This is a genomic window from Wandonia haliotis, from assembly GCF_039523435.1.
GTDB lineage: Bacteria > Bacteroidota > Bacteroidia > Flavobacteriales_D > Crocinitomicaceae > Wandonia > Wandonia haliotis.
Window position 1 is genome coordinate 1 of sequence record NZ_BAAAFH010000007.1, and the last position, 23006, is coordinate 23006.

Below are 23006 nucleotides of genomic sequence, written 5' to 3' on the forward strand. Positions count from 1 at the left end.
CCCGAAAGCGGGGGCAAAGATACACACTTTTTTAACTATTCAAACAACTTTTTTGACCTTTTTTGTACTATTTTTACCAAGTGGCTACATTAGAGGATGTTAACAACGGGGATTTACCATGTTTTAAACGGTCTTTTCACTAAAACAGCATTTGTATAGCGAAAATCACTGGTTATTTCATCTCCTAACCATTTCGGTTTTGCAAACTCCTCTCTTTCTTCTGACAATTCTATCTCTGCTACAACTAACCCTTCATTTTCTTCTTCAAAGAAATCAACCTCCCACAATTTACCTTTATAAGGTATGAGATATCTCTTCTTTATTATACGTCCTTCCTTACATGTATATAATAAGTGTTCTGCATCTTCAACAGGAATTTCATATTCATACTCTGCACGAATGGCTCCCTGCTGTTCTCCTTTTATAGTAAGAAATCCTTTTTCTCCTTTTATACGAACCCGAATCGTTTGTTCTTTTTCATTTTTCAAATACCCCTGAGCAATTGAAAACACCTTATCAAAGTTATTCTTTTGAATTTCTTCGCTTAGTTTGTTCTTATCAACCAAGAATTTTCGTTCAATTTCAATTCCCATCTCTTCTACTATTATATTAGTGTCAATATATAAGCGACTCCAAGAACGGCAGCTACGGAAACAATATTCATTATTACCCCAACTTTTGCCATTGTACTTACTCTGAGTTTACCGGATGAAAAAACAATTGCATTGGGGGGAGTCGCCATTGGAAGCATAAAAGCACAAGAGGCTGACAAAGTCACAGGTAAACATAATGCAAGAACCGGGTAATCCATTTTTATGGCAAGTTCTGCTATAATAGGAATCAATATTGTAACCAAAGCCAGGTTAGACATCAGTTCAGTAAGAAATACTCCCGCAACAACCAGAATAAAAAGCAACCAAAAATAACTATCTCCTCCATGTTCACTGACCCAATCTGCAAAAAGAGATAAAACACCTGCATTCGAAAGTGCCTTTGCCAACGCCAGTCCTCCTCCGAAAAGCAATAGAATTCCCCAGGGAAGATTTTTTGTATCCTCCCATTTCAGCACTCCCGTCTTCTCCTCTTTCCCCTTAGCCGGAATAATAAAAAGTAATATTCCTCCGAGTATTGCAATCTGCGTATCTGTAACAGACCAATCAAATGCCTTATTAATAAATTGCTTTACAATCCAGAGTATAGCTGTCAGAAAAAAAACAATTAAAACTCTTTTTTGATTCGTACTCCAGGGTGAATTATCGCGAAAAGCAATCTCCACATGTTCATCCGTTTTCAGAAAAGTAGCTCTCAGGTAAAAGAATAAAGCAATAAGGAGTAAAACGGAAAAAGGGAGACCTATTACAATCCAACTTAAAAAATCCACCTGTATATTAAAGTTATCAGCCAATATCCCACTCATCTGAACATTTGGAGGAGAGCCAATCAGAGTTGCTGTACCACCTATATTAGCAGCAAAAGCAATACTTAATAATAAGGCTGTCGAGAAACGCGATGAAAACCTACTCTCCGGAAGAACAGAAACGACAGTCATAGCCATGGGCATCATCATGATTGCCGTACCGGTATTACTTAACCACATACTTAAAAAGGCTGTGGACAGAATAAAGCCCAAAAGCACTCCAGCCGGAGTAGATCCGGTCTGCTGAACAATCAAAGAGGCTATCTTCCTGTGAACATTCCACTTCTCAATAGCTAACGCGATCAAAAAACCTCCTAAGAAAAGAAAAACCATGGTATGACCATAGGCCTGTGCCAGTTCTTTGGTGTCTATTAACCCTAAAGGAGGTCCCAATAAAATAGGAAGCAAAGCGGTCACATATAAAGGTACACATTCCGTAATCCACCAGTACACCATCCAGGCAGCTAAACCAATCGCACTATATAAAAGGCTATTCTCTCCCAAAAAAAGAAGGATTACAAATAATAAAAAGCCAATACACAGGTTCAACCACTTCATCGGGCTACTTCAACTTGGTCATCAAATCAATTAATCTGTTGGAATAACCTGCCTCGTTGTCATACCACCCCACTACCTTAATCATATTGTCTCCAATAACACTTGTCAGTAATGAATCAAAAATACAGCTGTGTGGATTATCCAGAATGTCAACAGAAACAACCGGGTCTTCTATATAAGATAGAATTCCTTTCAGGTTTGTTTCAGAAGCCTTTTTAAAAGCAGCATTTATTTCAGCTACGGTCGGAGCCTTATCCACCACTATTGTTAAATCCGTCAATGATCCGTCAGGAACCGGAACACGAATACCACATCCCCCCATAAAACCATCTAATTCCGGAAAAATTCTGGTTAGTGCTTTCGCAGCACCTGTTGAAGTAGGCACAATCGACTGAGCTGCGGCTCGGGCTCTTCTCAAATCAGAATGAGGTGCATCATGTAGACGCTGATCCGATGTATACGAATGTACCGTTGTTATATAGGCACTCTTAATAGTACATATTTCTTTTAAAACAGCTACCAAAGGTGCTGCTGAGTTTGTTGTACAGGATGCATTCGACACAACTGTATCTTCCGCCTCTAACAAATGATCGTTAACACCTATAACAACAGTCTTAACATCGTCTCCCTTAGCCGGAGCACTTATCACCACTTTCTTAACTGTATCTCCTAAATGAAGAGCTGCCTTATCTGAACTCCGAAATAATCCGGTAGACTCCAACACATAGTCAACTTGTTTCGCCCCCCAGTTAATTTGTGCAGGATCTTTTTCTGAGGTAAAACTCAATTTCTTTCCGTTACAAAAGTGTATTTCATTTCCATGTATCGTAAAATCATATTTTAGTTTTCCGTGTACAGAATCGTATTTAAGTAAATGTGCCAACGTTTCAATCGGCGCAAGGTCATTTACCATCACGACATCCATATCCTCACGTTCCAAAGAAAGACGTGTGAAATAACGCCCTATTCTCCCGAAACCATTCACTCCTATTCTCATAACCTATATATTTTGCGTTGAAATTAATGAAAATTGTGTGTTTAACAGATTTGTTTTCTCTTTTTCCTGGTCTATATTTTTCATCACAATCCCCTATCCCTTTCCTTAATTAGTGAATTAATAGTATTTTTCGGGAAATTTTCAGGTAAACGATATGTTCAGGTTAGTTTTCATTTTGTTTTTCTCTACTATTACATTCGCTCAAAATACAGACTCTCTCTTTATTCGTCGTATTTTTGATACAGCTCTTTCTGAAGGAAAAGCATATGAAGATCTCCGTAGTTTGTGTAAAGATATCGGTGCCCGTCTTTCCGGGTCAGCTGAGGCTGAAATGGCTGTTTACTGGGGTAAAAACAAACTAAAATCCTATAGTTTTGATACGGTTTACCTACAACCGGTTATGGTTCCACATTGGGAAAGAGGGACAAAAGAGTCTGCCTGGATCAAACATTCGGATGGCAAACTAAAAAAGGTATCCATTACTGCTTTAGGTGGCTCCATTGCTACAAACGGTAAGATGGAAGGTGAAATAGTTTATTTTTCTACCACAGATGAGTTAAGAAAAATCCCCGATGGTGCGCTTGAAGGAAAAATTGTTTTTATCAATCAACCAATGGATGAAAAACAGATTATTACTTTTCATGCTTATGGAGGCTGTTACCCTATGCGTAATAACGGAGCAATTGAAGCTTCTAAAAAAGGGGCTATTGCTGTCATTATCCGTTCTATTGGTTCGTCAATTGATTATCATCCGCATACAGGATCCATGCAGTATGAAGAAGGCATTCAGAAAATTCCTTCAGCTGCTTTATCTACCGCAGAATCTGAATACCTGAAAGAACATCTGAAAAATGAGAAATTATCCTTTGTCTTTGAAATGGACTGTCGGTCTTATCCGCCAAAACAATCGTATAATGTAATTGGTGAAATTACGGGAAAACACTATCCGAATAAGATAATTACAGTTGGTGGTCATCTTGACTCCTGGGATTTAGGAGAAGGTGCACATGACGACGGAGCCGGAATTGTTCATTCCATAGAAGCCCTTCGTATTCTGAATGAACTTAATTACACACCCATTCATACACTCCGGGTAGTTCTGTTCATGAATGAAGAAAATGGAAATATGGGTGGAAAAACTTACGCTGCATCTTCTAAAGAGTCAGGAGAAGAGCACATTCTCGCTATCGAAAGCGATCGCGGAGGCTTTGCTCCCCGCGGTTTTACACTTGATGGAACGCATCCTATGCTTCAACTACTACAATCCTACTCTAAGGTTTTAGCCCCTTATGAATTACATAAATTCGAAAAAGGTTACGGAGGCGTGGACATTAATCCATTAAAAGATTATTTCCCCTCGATTTCCCTGATCGGATTTGTTCCAGATTCACAACGTTATTTTGATTTTCACCACTCGGAAGCTGATGTTTTTGAATCGGTTAACAAACGGGAACTGGAACTCGGTTGTGCGTCAATTGCCAGTCTGATCTACCTTATGGATAAAAATTTAGGAAACAAAAGCGCTACACACGGAAAGGATATCAATTAAGAAACCCGATATTTGCGCCAGAATAATTTTATCATGATACAATTACACAAACCTCTTGCATTTTTTGACCTGGAAACAACAGGTCTTGATATTACTAACGACAGAATTGTAGAAATAGCTATAATAAAACTGCTACCGGATGGTTCTTCTCTTACGTATGAAAAACGTGTTAATCCTGAAATAGAAATTTCGGAAGAGTCTTCCAAAATACATGGGATCACGAACGAAATGATTAAAGATGCTCCTACTTTTGCTGATATAGCAGAAGAAGTAGCCGCTTTTATTGGGGATGCTGACTTGGCAGGATACAACTCTAATAAATTTGATATTCCTGTACTCGCAGAAGAGTTTCTTCGGGCAGGAAATAATTTTGATGTGTCAGCCAGACAATTTGTAGATGTACAAAACATCTTTCACAAAATGGAACAGCGTACACTTGCGGCAGCCTATCAGTTTTACTGCAACAAGGAATTAGAAAATGCACATTCAGCTCTTGCTGATATAGAAGCGACTAAAGACGTATTCCTTGCGCAATTGGATAAATACGAAAATCTTGAAAAGGACATTTCATTCCTCGCTGATTTCTCCAGACAGGGAAGTAACAAAATTCTCGATTTCGCCGGAAGAGTAGCTCTTAACAGTGACGGTGAAGTGATATACAACTTCGGGAAACATAAGGGAAAAACAATCCGCGAGGTTAATGAGGAAGAACCCGGATACTATGGATGGATGTTGAATGCCAACTTCCCTCTATATACTAAGGAAGTTCTCCGACGCGAAATGGAAAAAATAAAGGATGAGAACAAATTATCCGGAGCAACTAGTGGAAATGCATCTCAGAAACCTCAGGTCAAAAGAAAAAAAGAACCTCAGGATAACTTATCCATGGACGAGAAAATTGCGGCTCTAAAAGCTAAGTTTGGTAAATAATCATGTGACTATGAAGATCATTTGTATTGGAAGAAATTACAGCGATCATGCAAAAGAGATGAACGCTCCCCTACCTTCAAAACCTGTTTTTTTTATGAAACCGGATACGGCTCTTTTGCCGAAGCGTAATCCTTTCTATTACCCGGACTTTACAAAAGATCTTCATCACGAATTAGAACTCGTTGTGAGAATAGCGAGATTGGGGAAAAATATCTCTGAGAAATATGCACATGAGTATTATAATGAAGTTGGATTAGGTATTGATTTCACGGCCCGGGATCTTCAACAGGAATGTAAAGAGAAAGGACTTCCATGGGAAATAGCGAAGTCCTTTGAACATTCAGCTCCTTTATCAGAGCGATTTGTACCAATACAGGAATTGGATCTCGATACTACTTCTTTTGAATTATTGAAAAATGGAGTTGCCGTTCAATCAGGTCACGTGAAGGATATGATTTTTTCTATAGACAAACTGATTGCTTATGTTTCTCAATTTATGACATTAAAAATCGGAGATTTATTGTTTACAGGAACTCCTGCTGGAGTGGGACCTGTTCAGATCGGAGACCATCTGGAAGGATTCCTGAACGGTGAAAAACTGTTGGATTTAAAAATCAAATAAGGCTATTTGCTTATTTTACTCCAAATTTTTCCTGAACACGTTTAACTTGTCGCTCCTTCCATTGTACAGGAGTTATGCCTTCGAATTGTCTGAATACCCGGCAGAAGTAGTTCAGACTATTAAATCCACTATCAAAACAAGCTTGCGAAACTGACAAACCTCCTCCAAATAATTTGTGTTTGGCAAGTTGTAAACGCTCCCGGTTAATGAAATGCACCGGAGATTCACCTAATTCCCGCTGAAAAGCACGAAAGAACTGAGCCCGTGACAAACAAGCCTGCCCTGCAAGTTCTTCTACAGACAAACTCTTATGAATATTATTACGGATATATTTTATGACATGGGCTAACCGATTTCGCGTACTTAGTTTGTCTATATTTTCCAACAAGAAGTAACGCGCCTGGGTTTGCATCAGCGAAACAATAAGTTCTTTGGTCGTATTGCAAGCACGGAGTTGTTTTCCGAAATTGTTGTCTACCATTACCCGAATCAAGCGATTCAGATTTTGCTGAACAGAAGGGTTATTGAGAAGTAAAAAGCTTTCTTTACTCCAACTCCAAAGATCTCCCTCAGTTTTGGGAAAAAGTTCATTCAGCCAGATTAATGTTTCCTGAACAAACCCTTCACTGATTTCTAATGCCAGACACTGAGTAGGGTTACTTATATCTGCTTCGGGAAAATCAATGTACATCATTTCAGAGGACGGCATTATTATCGTCTGACCTGGAGAAAAGTCAAAGGGATCTTTTGATTTAAGATGCATCACTTTTTTTCCCTGAATCATACTAACAACTGTCGGGTTGTCAAATTGAAGGTCAAACTTAAATGCCTCCCGGTTGGTTTCAAAAACATTTAACAACGCATGATCTGCATGGTGTGCAGTCCGGTGTTCCACTTCATCTATGGGACTACTGAAAATTTTGTATTTCTCCTTTAAGTTTACACCCTCTAACATTTGTGATACAGATCAGTATTTAATATTCCCTAAGGTACTTACATCACAGAAAAAAAACAAACCTAAAAGCAAAATGATACTATTGTGCTATTCAATGCATCAATCCTGACATTCGAATACAGAAAATAAGGAGACATTTAGCTTTCGAACTTTAAACTCAAAACATTATGGAATCAGTAGAAAAAGAAAAAGTATCTACTTTGATAAAACGTCCGGACTTTAAGTCTCATTATGATAATTACATCGGAGGTAAGTTTGTTGCCCCGGTTGACGGAAGCTATTTTGAAGTTATCAGCCCTCTTGATGGAAAAGTATTTACAAAAGTTGCCAGAGGAAAAGCTGCAGATATTGACCTTGCTCTGGATGCTGCTCATGAAGCTTTCAAAACATGGGGAAAGACTTCTGTAGCGCAAAGAAGCAATATCTTACTAAAGATTGCCGACAGAATCGAAGAAAATCTGGAGTATTTGGCTGCCGTGGAAACGGTTGACAACGGTAAACCTATTCGTGAAACTATCAATGCGGATTTGGCACTTGTTGTTGATCACTTCCGTTATTTCGCCGGGTGTATCCGCGCGGAAGAAGGAACTGCATCAGAACTTGATTCAACGACAGTTTCTATGAATATCAAAGAACCTGTAGGTGTAGTTGGTCAAATTATTCCGTGGAACTTCCCGCTACTTATGGCTACATGGAAAATGGCTCCTGCGCTGGCTGCCGGGTGTTGTACAATCGTTAAACCCGCTGAGCAAACTCCTGTTTCTATCATGGTATTGATGGAGTTGATCGGAGATCTTCTTCCTCCCGGTGTATTGAATGTAGTAAACGGTTTTGGTCCTGAATGTGGGAAACCGCTTGCCCAGTCTCCTCGTATTAATAAAGTCGCTTTTACGGGTGAAACAACTACCGGACGACTCATTATGCAGTACGCATCTGAGAATCTCATCCCGGTGACTATGGAACTTGGGGGGAAATCTCCTAACATCTTCTTCCCTTCTATTATGGATGCAGACGATGAATTCTTTGATAAATGTTTAGAAGGAGCATCTATGTTTGCCCTTAATCAGGGAGAAATCTGTACTTGTCCCAGCAGGATTCTCATCCACGAAAGTATTTATGACCGTTTTATTGAGCGGGTAATTGAGCGGATTAATGCTATTCAGGTAGGAAATCCTCTTGATTTGAATACCATGCAGGGAGCACAGGCTTCGCAGGATCAATTTGAAAAAATTCTGAATTATATTGAAATTGGAAAGCAGGAAGGCGCTGAAGTTTTGACCGGAGGAGCTCCTGTTAACCTGAACAGTGGTCTTGAAAATGGATATTACATTCAGCCTACTCTTTTGAAAGGGCATAATAAAATGCGTGTTTTTCAGGAAGAAATTTTCGGACCGGTATGTTCTGTTACCACTTTCGGATCTGTCGAGGAAGCTATCGAAATTGCTAACGATACGCTTTATGGACTTGGAGCCGGAGTTTGGACAAGAGATGCTCATGAAGCCTATACAGTTCCCCGCGCTATACAAGCCGGAAGAGTTTGGGTGAATTGTTACCACTCTTACCCGGCACACGCTCCATTCGGAGGGTATAAAAAGTCTGGTTTCGGACGTGAAACTCATTTAATGATGCTCAATCATTATCGTCAAAACAAAAATCTTCTTATTTCTTACGACAAAAACAAGCTTGGTTTTTTCTAATCACCAATGATAATGTAAAGGGAGACTGGTTTCAGCCTCCCTTTTCTATAAACAATTATTATGAAAAAATACAAACGTATTTCAATAACTCCCGAGGCTACCGAACTTGTCAATCAGTTAAAACAGGAATTCGGAGAACTCATTTTTCATCAAAGCGGAGGTTGTTGTGATGGTTCCAGTCCCATGTGTTTTCAAAAAGGAGATTTTAAGATTGGAAATTCGGATGTTTTACTCGGAGAAATTAACGGATGTAATTTTTACATGAGTGCGGATCAATTCGAATACTGGAAACACACGCATCTTACACTCGATGTTACCAATGGAAGAGGAGCTAGTTTCTCACTGGAAATTCCCTATGGAAAACGGTTTCTTATTAAAAGTCGTCTGTTTACCGAAGAAGAAGCTAAGAATCTGGAAGAAATTCAACAAGGAGGATATTGATCGCTTAGTTTACGAAATCCCAACTCAACCCCAAGCGCAGGAAAAAGGGACGTACCGGATAACCTTCTGCATAAAACCGGGGAGAATTATCCCATAAATTATTTAATCCGTTAGCCGAAACAAAGAAACGGAAACGTTCTATCTCAAAGTTCAGGAAGAAATCCAACTGTAATGAATTAATGGAGTTATTCTGTATTGCGTTCGAATAATAAAATAATCCCAGTTCGGGGATATAAGATGCCACTCTATAGTTTGGAATATAATTTACTTCTACTCCCGTGGCTATCTTTAATCGTTTAGCTTTAAACACGGGACTGTCAAAAAAGAAACGGGAACGGATCCGGTAATCCGGGTGTTGCAATACACTTTTATCACTTACAAACAATTCGGCAGATGTATTACTCGAAAATTTCCAAAAACGAAGAGATGCTGATAAAGAAGGGGTGAACACGCTTTGTGTAGTCCCTGTTGCGGACCAGTTTCCATTTTCAAACAGATACTGATTATTAATTACAAGCTGCCGAATATTTACACGAACTTTCTGCTTTCCAGAAAACTCATAAAACACATTTCCAAAAATACGTTTTGTTGATGTGGAATTTGTATATGCGTTAGACCAGTCAAAATGATTGGCACTGTATCGCATCTGAAAAGGTTCCAGAAAGTAATTTTCGATCAAAAACTCAGCTCCTACTCTATTTTTTTCATTCCAGGCAAATGTCAACTTTGCTTTATCTGAAAACTCAAAGGGGTTTCCGGTAATAAAAAACCGGAAATCGTTGTCTAGCCTAAATTTACCAAAATCCCATTTTAGTCCTGAAACCAGGTAATTATCACTGGAAGCAATTCGGTTTGCGTGGTTGGAATATACCCAGTAATCATAGGTATACCCCGCTGAAAAACGAAACTTCCCTTTGTTAAAAAGTATTCCGGCATCCAAAAGTAAATGCGGTTCCTGCCAATTATCACTCGTATACGTCGAACTGTAATTTGCATTATTGATCAAGGCTGTATCTGACAACGTTTCTTCATATCGTCTTTCATACACATACCAGGAAGGAGAAAAGTAGACATTCCAGAGACTGAGCGAATCCTTTCCCAACACCAAAAAGTTTTTGCTGGTGATATACGCTCTTTGCACTTTTGCTCTTGCATCATTTTTTCTCGTCTGGAATAAGTCAATCGTAAAAGGTTCCAGATCCTGTGAAGCAGTGACCCCTCCACTCTCTGAGTATTTATCATACCCATAATAGGCATCCAGATACGATCGGAAATGATTCCCCCGATACGATAATTTCAAACTCAAATCGTTGTTATTAACAGACATATTTCTCATTTGTCCGTTATCTGCCGAACGGTGGTAGCGAAAAGACAAGTTGACTCTATTACCAAAATTATGTGTATAACGTAAATCCAACACCTGGTCTCCCCCTCCTCCAAAACTATAGAAAAAACCTACATACGGAAGAGCTGTGAAATGATAATCCGCTTTGTAAAATGGACGCTCATCTGCAAAAAGATGTCTGTAGGTTCCCCAATCTTTAACATCTCTGAACTCGGGAAGATAGGCTCGTCCATTATTGAATAAGGAAGGCTGATAATTATAATATGCCCGGTCAAGTGAATCGATATGACGGGTTCCGCTCCTTTTGTCAAAGAGAACAGTATCCGCCCCGGGTTCCAGATAGTTCCGCTCATAAAAATTGTACTGGGCAACAGACATTCCCGAACACCATACAATTACCAATAACGCGAAGAGCTTTTTCAATGACATAAGCCTATACCGGATTATTTTCCGTTCAGTTCCATAGCACGCAGTGTATTAATCATCAACGAAGCAATTGTCATGGGACCAACTCCTCCGGGAACCGGGGTAATCGCACCACAAATATCTTTCACTTCATCAAATTTCACATCTCCTTTCAAACGCCATCCTGCTTTTTTTGTTGCATCGTCTACTCGGGTAGTTCCCACATCTATGATAACAGCTCCGGGTTTTACCATATCAGAAGTAACAAAATCCGGCTTTCCAATAGCTGCGATCAGAATATCAGCAGACTTGCACACTTCTTTCAGATTTTCCGTTCGGGAATGTGCCAATGTTACAGTACAGTTTCCCGGGTTTGAATTTCTACTTAGCATGATACTGACCGGTGTACCTACAATAGTACTTCTACCTAACACCACACAATGTTTTCCGGATGTTTCAATCGAATAGCGTTTCAACAGTTCAACGATCCCTGCGGGTGTTGCCGGAAGAAAACAAGGTAGTCCCAATACCATCTTACCAATATTAACCGGGTGAAAACCATCCACATCTTTTGACGGGTCGATTGCCATGGTTACTTTATTCTCATCAATATGAGCCGGCAAAGGAAGCTGAACAATAAAACCATCTATCTGGTCATTTTCATTCAGATCCTGTACAACTTTTAACAACTCTTCTTCAGTAATGGAAGCATCGTAGCGTAACAAAGAACTTTCGAATCCTATTTCTTCGCATGACTTTACTTTTGCATTTACATAGGTAACTGAACCTCCATCTTCTCCAATAAGAACCGCTGCCAAATGCGGAACTTTCATTCCGGATGCTTTTCGTTTTGCTACTGCTTCTGCTAATTCCGATTTTATTGAAGCCGCTGTGGCTTTTCCGTCTAAAAGTTGCATGCTCATCTCTGTTTTGCAGCAAAGATAATCAATTTAGGCGTGTTTGAATTCTGTTTTTCATCAGGAGAGGAACAAATTATACGCAAATAATTACCTTTACAAATATGGAGGAACCCGAGCGAAAAATATACTCCCTGTCCCAGTTAAATCTGTCTTTGGAGAAGTTCATTATGAAGCACTTTGGTTCCCGTCAGTTTTGGGTAACTGCCGAAATTACCAAAATCACTGAAAAAAGCGGACACAAGTATTTTGAACTGGCTGATTCAACTGATGGCCGATTAATCGCGCAGGTTTCTGCTTATATGTGGGCTGCTAATTTCCGAAATGTACAGGAAAGAGTCGGAAGTGATCTTGTTGCTATTCTTAAGCCGGGAAATAATGTACTCCTCCATATCAAAATTGAATTCCATAGTATCTTCGGATTAAAACTTAACATTCTTGACATTGACCCGACCTATACCTATGGAGATATTGAGCGCAAGAAACAGGAAACCATCCGAAAATTAAAAGAAGAAGGTATATTTCAAAAACAAAAACTATTGTATTTACCTACAATAGCCAAACGTATTGCCGTAATCGGGTCTCCGCAGACTTCCGGATACCGTGATTTTATGAATGAGCTACGACAAAATTCGGTCTATACCAACTTTGCTATCAAAACATTTTCTGCCAGCGTACAGGGCGAAAAAGCTCCGGGGGAACTGATTCATGCGATCCGGGAAGCCCGTCAATATGACGTTGATGTTATGGTTATCATTCGGGGAGGTGGAAGTAAGATGGACCTGAATATTTTCAATGATTATGCTCTTTGCAGAGAGATTTGTCTAACAACAATTCCTATACTCACCGGAATTGGACACGAAACAGATGAAGTGGTGGCAGATTTAGTAAGTCGGTTAAACTGCATCACACCAACCGCTGCCGCTAAACATTTATATGTCCAGATTGCTGTGTTTTCTTCCGAACTTCGCGCAGCTTTTGACGGATTAATCAAACAGTCCATGACTCAACTTAGTTTTGCTAAAGATGAATTTTCTCATCTCAGCAAGTATTTTCTGCATCACAGTCAGCGTCTTTTATCCGACTATCGTTCTTCTCTGGAAAGAAATACACACCAAATTCACCGACTCATTCATTATTTTATTTCCATTCATCGTCAGGATCTGGAGTTGTTTTTACAGAAAGGAAAGGGAGCTGCTATTCACAAAATACGATTAACAAGGGATATTGAAACTTCTGCACTTCTTGAAAAGATCGGTCTGTTAGGTACGAATTTTATCAACCAGAATCATCTGGAAGTAAAAAACCTTGAGCATCTTTTGGAAATTATTAATCCGGAAAAATTGTTACAATCAGGATATACGCTCTCTACGATTGATAATGAAGACCTCTACCAACTTACTTCAGATTTAGTTGGAAAGGAATTAAAGACATTGACTACACATTCATTAATTACAAGTATAATTAGTAAACAGGAACCCATTAAAAAAGACGAAAATGGCTGAAAAAACATACGAAGAAGCCCTCCAAAAGCTACAGCAAATTGTGCGAAAACTTGAAAACAGAGAAGTTAAAATTGATGATCTCGCACAAACGGTTCTTGAAGCAAAAGAACTGGTTGAATTCTGTCGGGAAAAACTAAATAAAACAGAAGAAGAAATTAATAAAATAATCGCTCCGGAAAATAGTCAATCCGACGATGACCCTCTATTGGATTAATACAATCTTATTACTCATAATTATTTAGTTTCAGTCAGATTTTGTAAATTTTGGCTGTGCTAAAAAAACGGACATATCTCCTACTTCTTGTCTCTATCAGTATTGTATGTGGAGCTTCATTCGGAGACAGAAATTTTACTCCTTTCTCTCAGGGGAGTCGTCCCTATTTTGGGGTGTCAATTACTACTAGCCCTGTAGGTAATGACATGACATTTGCCATTATTCGTCCAACATACGGGGGAAGAGTTACAGTTACGCATATATCCAGAAATGACTTTTTACATATTGCCTCCGGAAAATGGAAGCACCCTATTAATCCTCATCAGGAAAACCTGTTTGAAGAACACGACGTATTCGGCGGTTTATTTGTTGATTCAATTAGTGGTGAAGAAAGTTTATTTTGCCCGGCACTGGACTCTCTCTGGAAAGTAAAATACAATACCAACCCTTATTATTTTAAAAGTGAGGGATGGGCGCATGGAAATTATATGCCCTCGGCCAAGCAACAACAGTATTTGTATGAAGAATACGGAGTTTATAATCTAAATACCGATTTTTTTGCAGATACCAGTTTCTGGAAAATACTGAGGGATGTCACCCAACCCGAATGGATTCAAAATTATTCCTCACTTTGATCATCCGGCAGTATCCAATCCGGTTTTCTCTTATTTTTCCACCCGATGTATAAGTTCAGGTCTTTTTCCAAATAGCGCGTTATAGCTTTTCTTCGCATTTTATCCAGATCTATATTTTCGGAATGAAAGAAAACAAGCAACGTATCCGTCATCCAAACACCTCCATAATTTTTTAATGCTCTTTCTTCGCCTAATTTCAGAGAGATACAATCTTCTGTAAAGCAATCCAGCCAGTTGTACATCGCATTAACAGTTAGTAAACTATCTTCATACGACAAGATATACCAGTTGATTTCTCCTCCCAGACTCTGTTCTGTCAATGACATTTTTGCCGAATATCCAAAACGCTCGGGGTAGGAACTTTTTACTTTTTCTTCGAGTTCAATTGAATCTGCACTAATCTGTTCAACAATCTCTACAAAATAGGGTATTGATAATTCCTTCTTTTGGAGCGTATCTTTCTGCTCCTCATCGAAAGAATAATCTCTCTTTGCTTTCGGAATAAAATCTTCCAGCACTGCCTCCTCCTTCTCTGATGTATCCTCACACGAAAGCAACAAACAACAGGCAATAAAAACTACTCCAATTCTTTTATAACTTGTATGCATTGTTCGATGTCCTTGTCATTAATATCCAGATGTGTAACGAAGCGTATCATGCCTGTACCAAATGCTACTGCCAGAATTCCCTTCTCTTTTAACCCTGAAAGTAATTCCTCCTGTCTATGTGAATCTTTCAGGATCGCAACCACAATATTAGTTTCAACGGGAATAACTTCCTTCACCCAATCTACCTGATTCAATGCTACCTCTAGCTGTTTAGCCCGATGATGGTCATCCGCCAGCCGATCCACATTGTTTTTAAGTGCGAAGAGTCCTCCGGCTGCAATTATTCCTGCCTGTCGCATTCCACCGCCCATCACTTTCCTGACCCTACGGGCTTTCCTGATGAAATCGGCAGAACCAATAAGAACAGATCCTACAGGAGCGCCTAATCCTTTCGATAGACAAATAGAGATCGAATCAAACTGATCTCCGTATACTTTTGCATCCACTCCGTTTACTACCAAGGCATTAAAGACTCTTGCTCCATCCAAATGTAATGGCAATCCTGATTTTGTACAAAACTCACGGATTCGTTGTATCTCTGCGAAGTCATAGACACAACCACCTCCCCGGTTCATTGTATCTTCTATTGATACAAGAGCAGTTAGTGGCAGATGAACATCGTCAGGGTTATTTACCCATTTACTAATCTCATCTGCGGATAATCTTCCTCTGTTTCCTTTCAACAAACGAACGGAGGCATTCGCATTGCGTGCAATTCCTCCTCCCTCGTACTTATAGATATGTGCATCCTCATGACAGATTACTTCTGTTCCGGGTTGGCAATACACAGAAATAGCAATCTGATTCGTCTGCGTGCCTGAAGAGCAAAACAAACCCGCTTCTTTACCAAATAATCCGGCCGCGTACTTTTCTAGTTCATTTACCGTCGGATCTTCACCAAACACGTCATCCCCTACTTCTGCACGAATCATAAAATCCCGCATCATTTCCGAGGGCTTCGTTACAGTATCACTTCTGAAATCAATCATATCCTATCACTTTTTTCGGGCAACCATAAGTCCGTCCCGAACAGGTAACAGTACATTTTGTACCCTATCGTCTTCCTGCAACAACTTATTAAATTCCACCAGCACCTGTGTATCCAGATCTTTATTTTTATGAGGATCTGTCACTTTTCCACTCCATAATACATTGTCTGCAATAATTAAGCCTCCCGGTCGTATCATCGGTAACACAAGGTTGTAGTAGTTGATATAATTGGACTTATCCGCATCAATAAAAACCATATCAAATGTTTCCTTCAGCCCGGGAATAATCTCCATTGCATCCCCAACAATCATCTCTATCTTACCCTTATTTCCTGAACGTTCGATATACTCTTTTACCATATCTTCCAGTTCGTAATTGATATCAATCGTTATCAATTTTCCACCTTCCCGGAGACCTTCCGCAAGACAAATTGCCGAATACCCTGTGTACGTACCGATTTCCAGAATTTTCTCTGGTTGTTGTATATGAGATAATAAGCTCAATAATCTTCCCTGAAAATGCCCGCTAAGCATTCTCGGCTGTAGCACATTCAAATGAGTTTTCCGGTCTAATTCATAAAGTAACTCTCCCTCTTTTTCTGTATGATTATCGCTGTATTCGTCAATGTCATCCGGCAAAAAGTGCATAATGGTGCTTTTTTTATGATTAAATTTTTATTCAATCCCGAAGATAATTATTTTTAGGGTCAATCAATAGAAATGAAAGACACAGGATATTACGCAATCGGTATTTTCAGACACAAACGAGATCACAATCTAGGTAGTTTATGGCGTTCCGCTTTTATATTGGGAGCCAAATACATTTTTACAATCGGAAAAAATTATAAAAAACAAAGTTCTGATGTTCTTTCCTCCTGGGCAAGAATTCCTCTTTTCCATTATGAAACGGCGGATGAGTTTTTTAAGCAAATTCCTTATGATTGCCGGGTTGTTGGAATTGAAATCGATAAGAATGCTAAACCTTTACACGATTTTGTTCATCCGAAACGTGCTGTTTACCTGTTGGGAGCTGAGGACAATGGTTTACCCAGAGATGTAATTGACCGGTGTCACTTTTTGGTAAAACTTCCGGGGAATCATTCATTGAATGTTGCCGTTGCAGGTAGCATTGTGATTCATGATCGGGTTACCAAAATAGAAACTGACTTTCCCGTACTCCAGAAATAGGAATTGGTAAGTCAAAAGATGAGAAAATGAAAGATTTAGATTTAAGTGTACACAACCATATAGACCCCGCAAAAGGAAAGTTATTACTCTCCGAGCCATTTTTACAGGATGAATATTTTAGTAGATCCGTTATTTTACTTTGTGAACACAATGAGGAAGGTAGCTTTGGGTTTGTCCTCAATAATTATCTGGATATTGATCTACATGAAGTCAGCACTAATTTTCCGGATATTCCTGCACGAATTTCACTCGGTGGACCGGTAAAGAATCAAAATCTGTACTTTATTCACTCACTGGGGGAAATGATTCCGGGAAGCGTTCTCATTGCCGATTCAATATACATGGGGGGCGAATATGATATTTTAATTGAAAAAATTCTGGCGGACTTATCCTTACTGAAACATGTTCGGTTTTTCCTGGGGTATTCCGGTTGGAATCAGGGACAACTCGCCAATGAGCTTAGTGAAAAATCGTGGTTGGTAGTGGATCAGTTTGATTCCGAACAAATTATGAACACTGATTATGATTCAATCTGGAAAGATCTTATGTCTAGCCAGGGAGGAAAATACGAGATGATGTCCAAATTCCCATTGGATCCTCGCTTAAATTAATGATTCTTTTTTTCAGAAAAAGCTGAATAAATAACCGGTTACAGCACCTCCCAGAACAATAAATACACTATTCACAGATGTAAAAAGGATCATACACGATAAACTCATCAGGGTTATTATCATTGTCTTCCAATCAGTAACAGAGTCGTAAAACATCGTTATTCCAACCGAAAGAATAATAGCAACTGCCGCGCTGTTTACTGCATCCAGAAAAGAACCTACCAATACCGACTTTCGCATCTTCGCTACCAGTGGATTCAATATCCAAACAAAAAGAAAAGAAGGAAGAAAAATTCCCAATGTAGCTAATACCGCACCTGAAAAACCATTTAGCTGCCAACCGATAAAAGTAGCTGTTGATAGTACCGGTCCGGGCGTAAACTGTCCCACAGCAACCGAATCGATCAGCTCTTGTCGTGTCAAATAGCCTGCCGAAACCAATTCTGCATCCAGAAATGCGAATAGTACATAACCACTCCCATACAGTAAGGCTCCTACTTTCAAAAAAGTCAGAAAAAGTTTCATCCCTCCCAGATTAGCTACTCCTACCTGAAGAAATAGTGGTAGCAATAAAGAGTTTACTGTTTTCTGTCCTCGTTTTACCGAATACCAAACAACACCAAGTAGTCCACAGGAAAATAAAGCAATAATCTCATGTACACCCAATAGTGTTGCAATGAGCGTAATCCCACCCATTATGGCAAGTTCAACCGATTTAAAAGCCTTCTTTCCCAACCGGTAAACCGCAAATACAATAATCGCTATTACGGCAGGTTTGATTCCATAAATAAAGGGCTCTACATAAGGCAATTTCCCATATTCCTGATACAACCAGGCTAAAACTCCGGTTAAAATGACAGCGGGAAAAATAAAACTTCCCCCTGCAACAAATAAACCTTTCCACCCGGCTCGTTCATGTCCGCAATGCATGGTCATTTCCGTCGAGTTAGGCCCGGGAATCAGGTTGGTGGCTCCAACCAAGTCCAGAAAATGTTCTCTTGTCATCCATTTCCTCTTGGTTACAACCTCATCTTCCATCATTGCAATATGTGCAGCAGGACCGCCAAATGAAATTACTCCCAGTTTGAAAAAAACACCAGCGATTTCAACGAGTTTTTGCCGTTCCGTCATTTGATTACTTTTCATATTCTTTGTGTTACTACAAAAGTAGACACCGGATCAATCTCCGGAACGGCATATTTGAAACAATACTGGTATAAACTAGCAAGATATACTACGATATACTGACGGTGTGTATCCGATATGTTTTTTGAAATACCTTGTAAAATGTGACGCATCTTTAAACCCCAATGAATCGCCAATAGCATTTACCGGAAGGTCGGTATACACCAACTTTCTTTTTGCTTCAGAAAGGATCGCTTCTGCCAGTATTTCTGATGCCGATTTATTTTTCTGCTGTCGGCAAATCCGGTTTAGGTTTTGAGGAGTAGTAGTTAGTTTCTCAGCATAAAAAGCAACATTATTTACCAACTCCCGTGAATCATATAACAGATTAAGATAGGCTTCATAAATAGTTCCCAATTTACTCCAAGACAACCTATCTCCCTGTTGAATAATTTTATACAAGACACTTTTTAATAATCCCTCCCAAACAATTTGCGAAGGATGCTCCCCATTCATTTCTTCCAAAAGTAACCTGAATATATCACTGATAAATTCGATTTCCCGGAGTTTCAACTCCGTCATACTACTCAGTTGTTCTACTAGTCGGATTAACTCTTTGTCCAATACCTGCCTGACAAAGTCGTTTTTAATAATAAGTACTACTCCTTCCGGTTCTGTAGTTATATCCCAGTGATGCAGTTGGTCTTTCCTGATAAAAAAAATCTGCGGAGGATGTATTTCATACGAACGCATATCAATTGTATGTGTCCCTTCTCCTTTTGTTAACAGAACGATTTCCAGATACTTATTATGTTTATGGGCAGTAGTCTTCCTGACCTCCTTCCTGAATGGTGCTACTTTAACAACCTGATCAGACTTCAGTTTATCTTTCACCTCATACAGCATCTATCAGTAAGGTGTTACAGATCAAATGTATTAATATGTCTTTCTTTTTTCTCTTCGTAAACGTCTGCAATCGTCACCATGATTCCGGTTTCTTCCACATTTCCAAAATCCGTATTTTCCATCGTTCCGAATGTTTTCATCGTAGGAGAAAGCCCCATATAGATATTAACCAAAGGTGGAATAGTTTCATTTAAAGCTCTCACATACGAATTTAAAGCTTTAAATCCATCCGTAAAATTAAGTCCATCAAATATCTCTTCGAATTCTTTTATATCAGACTTTATCTCCAATGGTTTTTTGGGTTTCATCAAATTATCTGTATCCGGGAAATAGTAGTTCATAAAATAAAGCAGAATATCTCTGGCTTTCGGATCGTAATTAGGATACATCGTCACTTTTCCAAAGAAATACTGGACATTATATAACTTCGTGAGTGCTCCCAGGCCGTCCCAAATATTATCCAACGCAAAGATACCCTTTCGGGGATTTACAGCAGGTTGATAGCCCGGTTGAACCCAGGATCTTCCCAACTCTACAGTATACGGAGCATACTCTTTCAAGAATTTTTCAGAAAAATCAAAATAACTTGCTGTAGATATACCTACAGTTCCATCAGGTTGGATAGCTTTATTCACTTCAATAAACCGATATCCACCGATTATCTCCTTATCTTCCCGACTATATACAATCAATTGCTCATAACAAATCTCATCTGTATCATAATGATCAATATCACAATCCAGACCCGTTCCTCCTCCAGCAGAGCGGAAAGATAATTCTCGTAATCTTCCTATTTCGCGCATGACATTCGGAGAATTATGATGATTTACTATATAAATCTCATTATTTCCTTTGTTGGTATACCTGACGAATCGTTCGTTGGTTAATTCTGACTCTAAAAGAGCCCTGTCTATAGGTGCAATAATTTCGTTCATCCAGTTATTTCTTAAAACTATCGTCTACTTTGTAAACGATCTCTTTTATTTCATTTGCCCATTCCTGATCACTTTTTGAGCTATCAAAATGATCCGAGGGAATAGGTTCTCCAAAATAGATTCTTATTTTTTTATTCTTCTGCTTAAACGTTTCATCCGAAAGAAAAAGCATTTCAATATTCGCTTTTATTCCTAATCGTCTGCGCCAGGTTGACAACAAATAAAAGAAGTAAGATAACTTCCCGTCAACAAAAACCGGGACAACCGTTTTATTGTATTTTTTCGCTCTGGATACAAACGTTTTTTTCCATTCGAGGTCCCTGATTTTACCGTCTATTTTACGGGAAACCAAACCTGCAGGGAAAATAAATACCGCTTTATCTGACGAGAATAATTCATCAACAGAAAGCAAAGATTCCGTTGCGTTTTTCCCATGTTTATTCACCCCGACAAAAAGTCCTTTCAGGTTGTTAATCTGAAGTAGTAAATCATTTACAATAAACCGAAGGTCATTTCGAATTCCTTTCAAAGCTGAAACTATAGCTACGGCATCCATTCCTCCCAACGGATGATTAGCAACAAAAATCACTCCTCCCTCACGCGGAATTCTCTCTTCCCCGAACAGTTCAATCTCAATATTAAAATCATGAATGATAGCATCACAAAAGCCGATCCCGGTTTTGTCTTTATGTTTTTCCATAAAGGCATTTACCTCATCTTCGTGTACCTTCGCTTTAAGGTAGTTCAAAATAAAGCGCGGCATACGACGATACAATTTCGGATTTTTGGAGAGAATTAACTCTTCAACATCTACAAACTTTTTGGTCAACTCACTCTTTTTCATACTACACGACAATATCTTTAGCTGACTTCATCACTTTTTCTTCCAACAATGCAATTGACTTATTGTACATCATTAGCTCAAGATATGTTTTTTTAAACAGGGTATCTTTTCCCCATGGTTTCTCATCAAAAATAGGCTCAAAAGGAGAGGAAAGTCCCAGAAGGTAATATCCACCGTTGGTTGATGGTCCCATCACCGCATTTCGTGTATTGAGTAAGTCAAATGCTTTCTGAATATCCTGCGTATGAATATCACCGCAACATACACCTATACATACAATACGCCCGTATCCCTTTTTAAATCCGTTTCGAAATGCCTCTTTCAGACGTTCTCCTTTATCTCCTTCGGACTGTTTATATTTGATAAACCTCGTACGACTCCATCTATCGTCTTCAATAATCTCTGAAGAATAATACACGTGTCTTCTTGCATCAACTGAACGGGCTACTTCGCAGGTATGCTCTTCAACTTGCTCAAAAAGTGATTGATCCCAGGCGCTAACTTCGTGTGCATCAACAGACAATGGAGAGTCCAAAAAAACAATGAGTAGTTTATCTGTGACCTGTTTGCTCATACTGTTGCTTTTTGTACAATATAGCGAAATTACTTCAAACTTATTTTATAGCAATAAATAAGGAAATGAATAATCCACATTTTATTGGGGATAACACGCAAGTGTATCTAAAAGAGGAGAAAAGCCAACCCAGGCGCCCAGTGCCCCACCCTGTATATTTGTCGGGGCATTTGCCGGAGAAGCAAAAGGATTACCTCCGTTACTGTCCTGAATATATTTGATTTTCATAAACTCATACGCAGCATAGTCCATAGAGGATATTCTTACAACAACTGTGTCTCCCGTTTTAAAATATCCTTTGAATTCGTCAGGAATATCATTATCCTCATAGCTCCCCATATTTCCGAAGCCAAAGTCAAATACTAATCCGTTAAAAAATTCATCGTCAAACACCGGACCAAAAGCCGGTAAAAAGCGACTATCGGCAGGTTCGCCGGCACTATTCTGATGAATTCTTCTCATTTCCAGGAAATAGGTATTATACACGGTGGGGTTATCATTAATAAGAATCCATCCGAATCCGTGCTCTTCCAACTCACCGTTAAGTTTAAAATAAACGGAATCCAACACCGGAGGGTCGATTATTTTTGTGGAAGAAGTGTATGTGCTACCTTCCACTTCAATGGTCAGCCCATACGTTTTTCCAACCTGTCCGAAAAAGTTAGGGTCAAATGTGGAATATGCGCAGAAATTCAACTGCTGCAGTGTTTCCTCAGAAACTCCAATAGCGGCTGCAATAACCGGAATTAACTCCGGCTGAAGGTTATTCATACAGAATTCATCCAGCACAACTTCATTTGTCCCGTCATCTACCGTAATAATGGCGTTCTTTACAAAATTGTTTTGCAACGCATTAATATCTGTAGGTGCATACAAATCCTGCGAGCGAGTCAGTACAACAATCGGAGGCATTCCCGGTTCTATTCTACCGTCAACGACTATTTTTTGTTGAAATTCCGGCAAATCCAGTTTCACCTCTTTTTCGCAAGCCAGCAAAAGAAAAGCGGTAATCCAGAAAAGTATATAATTGCTTCTCATG

The 23006-nt window shown here is 39.2% G+C and carries 25 protein-coding genes; 10 read left to right on the top strand and 15 right to left on the bottom strand.

The window, feature by feature from the left end; genetic code table 11:
- Window positions 1-113: 113 nt before the first annotated feature.
- From ABDZ97_RS06155 to gap, 3 genes are read right to left on the bottom strand one after another with little or no spacing between them, the layout of a single operon-like run.
- Complete coding sequence (locus ABDZ97_RS06155; RefSeq protein ID WP_343785710.1) at window positions 114-593, bottom strand: CYTH domain-containing protein; 480 nt, start codon at window positions 591-593, stop codon at window positions 114-116.
- A gap of 11 nt (window positions 594-604) precedes the next feature.
- Window positions 605-1975: an SLC13 family permease gene (locus ABDZ97_RS06160; RefSeq protein ID WP_343785711.1), complete on the bottom strand. Its 1371-nt coding sequence runs from the start codon at window positions 1973-1975 to the stop codon at window positions 605-607.
- A gap of 4 nt (window positions 1976-1979) precedes the next feature.
- Complete coding sequence (gap, locus tag ABDZ97_RS06165) at window positions 1980-2972, bottom strand: type I glyceraldehyde-3-phosphate dehydrogenase (protein WP_343785712.1); 993 nt, start codon at window positions 2970-2972, stop codon at window positions 1980-1982.
- Window positions 2973-3126: 154 nt separating this feature from the next.
- Here gap and ABDZ97_RS06170 point away from each other — a divergent pair, with 154 nt between their 5' ends.
- Genes ABDZ97_RS06170 through ABDZ97_RS06180 form a run of 3 tightly spaced genes read left to right on the top strand, consistent with a single transcriptional unit; the run spans window position 3127 to window position 6073 of the window.
- Window positions 3127-4521, top strand: coding sequence for a M28 family peptidase (locus ABDZ97_RS06170; protein WP_343785713.1), 1395 nt, complete (start codon window positions 3127-3129; stop codon window positions 4519-4521).
- A gap of 33 nt (window positions 4522-4554) precedes the next feature.
- On the top strand, window positions 4555-5451 hold the full coding sequence (locus ABDZ97_RS06175) for an exonuclease domain-containing protein (protein ID WP_343785714.1): 897 nt from the start codon (window positions 4555-4557) through the stop codon (window positions 5449-5451).
- Between the two features lie 10 nt (window positions 5452-5461).
- Window positions 5462-6073 carry a fumarylacetoacetate hydrolase family protein gene (locus tag ABDZ97_RS06180; protein ID WP_343785715.1) on the top strand — a complete coding sequence of 204 codons (612 nt, stop codon included), beginning with the start codon at window positions 5462-5464 and terminating at the stop codon, window positions 6071-6073.
- A gap of 10 nt (window positions 6074-6083) precedes the next feature.
- Here the strand turns inward: ABDZ97_RS06180 and ABDZ97_RS06185 are convergent, their stop codons facing one another.
- Entirely contained in the window at window positions 6084-7028 is a 945-nt protein-coding gene (locus ABDZ97_RS06185; RefSeq protein WP_343785716.1) for a helix-turn-helix domain-containing protein, read from the bottom strand.
- Between the two features lie 167 nt (window positions 7029-7195).
- On the opposite strand from ABDZ97_RS06185, the gene ABDZ97_RS06190 reads away from it, so the two are divergent.
- Both ABDZ97_RS06190 and ABDZ97_RS06195 read left to right on the top strand, forming a co-directional pair.
- Window positions 7196-8725 carry an aldehyde dehydrogenase family protein gene (locus ABDZ97_RS06190; RefSeq protein WP_343785717.1) on the top strand — a complete coding sequence of 510 codons (1530 nt, stop codon included), beginning with the start codon at window positions 7196-7198 and terminating at the stop codon, window positions 8723-8725.
- A gap of 60 nt (window positions 8726-8785) precedes the next feature.
- A complete protein-coding gene (locus tag ABDZ97_RS06195) occupies window positions 8786-9166 on the top strand; it encodes a DUF779 domain-containing protein (protein WP_343785718.1) in 381 nt (126 codons plus the stop codon).
- A gap of 4 nt (window positions 9167-9170) precedes the next feature.
- Here the strand turns inward: ABDZ97_RS06195 and ABDZ97_RS06200 are convergent, their stop codons facing one another.
- The gene (locus ABDZ97_RS06200) at window positions 9171-10940 is read right to left on the bottom strand and encodes a putative porin (protein ID WP_343785719.1); all 1770 of its coding nucleotides are present in this window, start codon (window positions 10938-10940) and stop codon (window positions 9171-9173) included.
- Between the two features lie 14 nt (window positions 10941-10954).
- Window positions 10955-11833, bottom strand: coding sequence for a bifunctional 5,10-methylenetetrahydrofolate dehydrogenase/5,10-methenyltetrahydrofolate cyclohydrolase (locus ABDZ97_RS06205; RefSeq protein ID WP_343785720.1), 879 nt, complete (start codon window positions 11831-11833; stop codon window positions 10955-10957).
- 104 nt (window positions 11834-11937) lie between these two features.
- On the opposite strand from ABDZ97_RS06205, the gene xseA reads away from it, so the two are divergent.
- Genes xseA through ABDZ97_RS06220 form a run of 3 tightly spaced genes read left to right on the top strand, consistent with a single transcriptional unit; the run spans window position 11938 to window position 14187 of the window.
- The gene (gene xseA / locus ABDZ97_RS06210; RefSeq protein ID WP_343785722.1) at window positions 11938-13338 is read left to right on the top strand and encodes an exodeoxyribonuclease VII large subunit; all 1401 of its coding nucleotides are present in this window, start codon (window positions 11938-11940) and stop codon (window positions 13336-13338) included.
- On the top strand, window positions 13331-13552 hold the full coding sequence (xseB, locus tag ABDZ97_RS06215) for an exodeoxyribonuclease VII small subunit (RefSeq protein ID WP_343785723.1): 222 nt from the start codon (window positions 13331-13333) through the stop codon (window positions 13550-13552). Before xseA ends, xseB begins: the two co-directional genes overlap by 8 nt.
- Window positions 13553-13608: 56 nt before the next feature.
- The gene (locus tag ABDZ97_RS06220) at window positions 13609-14187 is read left to right on the top strand and encodes a hypothetical protein (RefSeq protein WP_343785724.1); all 579 of its coding nucleotides are present in this window, start codon (window positions 13609-13611) and stop codon (window positions 14185-14187) included.
- On the opposite strand, the gene ABDZ97_RS06225 is transcribed toward ABDZ97_RS06220, so the two are convergent.
- From ABDZ97_RS06225 to ABDZ97_RS06235, 3 genes are read right to left on the bottom strand one after another with little or no spacing between them, the layout of a single operon-like run.
- The gene (locus tag ABDZ97_RS06225) at window positions 14172-14795 is read right to left on the bottom strand and encodes a hypothetical protein (protein ID WP_343785725.1); all 624 of its coding nucleotides are present in this window, start codon (window positions 14793-14795) and stop codon (window positions 14172-14174) included. The two genes, ABDZ97_RS06220 and ABDZ97_RS06225, sit on opposite strands and share 16 nt — an antisense overlap.
- On the bottom strand, window positions 14765-15784 hold the full coding sequence (locus ABDZ97_RS06230) for a threonine aldolase family protein (protein WP_343785726.1): 1020 nt from the start codon (window positions 15782-15784) through the stop codon (window positions 14765-14767). The genes ABDZ97_RS06225 and ABDZ97_RS06230 overlap by 31 nt, the downstream gene beginning before the upstream one ends.
- Window positions 15785-15790: 6 nt before the next feature.
- Window positions 15791-16432: an O-methyltransferase gene (locus tag ABDZ97_RS06235; protein ID WP_343785727.1), complete on the bottom strand. Its 642-nt coding sequence runs from the start codon at window positions 16430-16432 to the stop codon at window positions 15791-15793.
- A 72-nt stretch (window positions 16433-16504) separates the two neighbouring features.
- Between ABDZ97_RS06235 and ABDZ97_RS06240 the strand changes: the two genes are divergently transcribed.
- Together ABDZ97_RS06240 and ABDZ97_RS06245 are read left to right on the top strand one after the other, a co-directional pair.
- The gene (locus ABDZ97_RS06240; protein WP_343785728.1) at window positions 16505-16972 is read left to right on the top strand and encodes an RNA methyltransferase; all 468 of its coding nucleotides are present in this window, start codon (window positions 16505-16507) and stop codon (window positions 16970-16972) included.
- 26 nt (window positions 16973-16998) lie between these two features.
- Window positions 16999-17583 carry a YqgE/AlgH family protein gene (locus ABDZ97_RS06245; protein ID WP_343785729.1) on the top strand — a complete coding sequence of 195 codons (585 nt, stop codon included), beginning with the start codon at window positions 16999-17001 and terminating at the stop codon, window positions 17581-17583.
- 12 nt (window positions 17584-17595) lie between these two features.
- Here ABDZ97_RS06245 and chrA read toward each other — a convergent pair whose 3' ends face one another.
- The 6 genes from chrA to ABDZ97_RS06275 form a co-directional block, all read right to left on the bottom strand.
- The gene (chrA, locus tag ABDZ97_RS06250) at window positions 17596-18714 is read right to left on the bottom strand and encodes a chromate efflux transporter (protein WP_343786349.1); all 1119 of its coding nucleotides are present in this window, start codon (window positions 18712-18714) and stop codon (window positions 17596-17598) included.
- 90 nt (window positions 18715-18804) lie between these two features.
- A complete protein-coding gene (locus ABDZ97_RS06255; protein WP_343785730.1) occupies window positions 18805-19602 on the bottom strand; it encodes a helix-turn-helix domain-containing protein in 798 nt (265 codons plus the stop codon).
- Window positions 19603-19628: 26 nt separating this feature from the next.
- Window positions 19629-20549: a glycine N(alpha)-acyltransferase GlsB gene (gene glsB, locus ABDZ97_RS06260; RefSeq protein WP_343785731.1), complete on the bottom strand. Its 921-nt coding sequence runs from the start codon at window positions 20547-20549 to the stop codon at window positions 19629-19631.
- Between the two features lie 4 nt (window positions 20550-20553).
- Window positions 20554-21393: a lyso-glycine lipid O-acyltransferase GlsA gene (gene glsA / locus ABDZ97_RS06265; protein WP_343785732.1), complete on the bottom strand. Its 840-nt coding sequence runs from the start codon at window positions 21391-21393 to the stop codon at window positions 20554-20556.
- A 1-nt stretch (window position 21394) separates the two neighbouring features.
- Window positions 21395-21967 (bottom strand): DUF2064 domain-containing protein, encoded by a 573-nt coding sequence (locus ABDZ97_RS06270; RefSeq protein ID WP_343785733.1) that lies wholly within the window; start codon window positions 21965-21967, stop codon window positions 21395-21397.
- 81 nt (window positions 21968-22048) lie between these two features.
- Window positions 22049-23005 (bottom strand): DUF4249 domain-containing protein, encoded by a 957-nt coding sequence (locus ABDZ97_RS06275; protein WP_343785734.1) that lies wholly within the window; start codon window positions 23003-23005, stop codon window positions 22049-22051.
- Window position 23006: the final 1 nt, after the last annotated feature.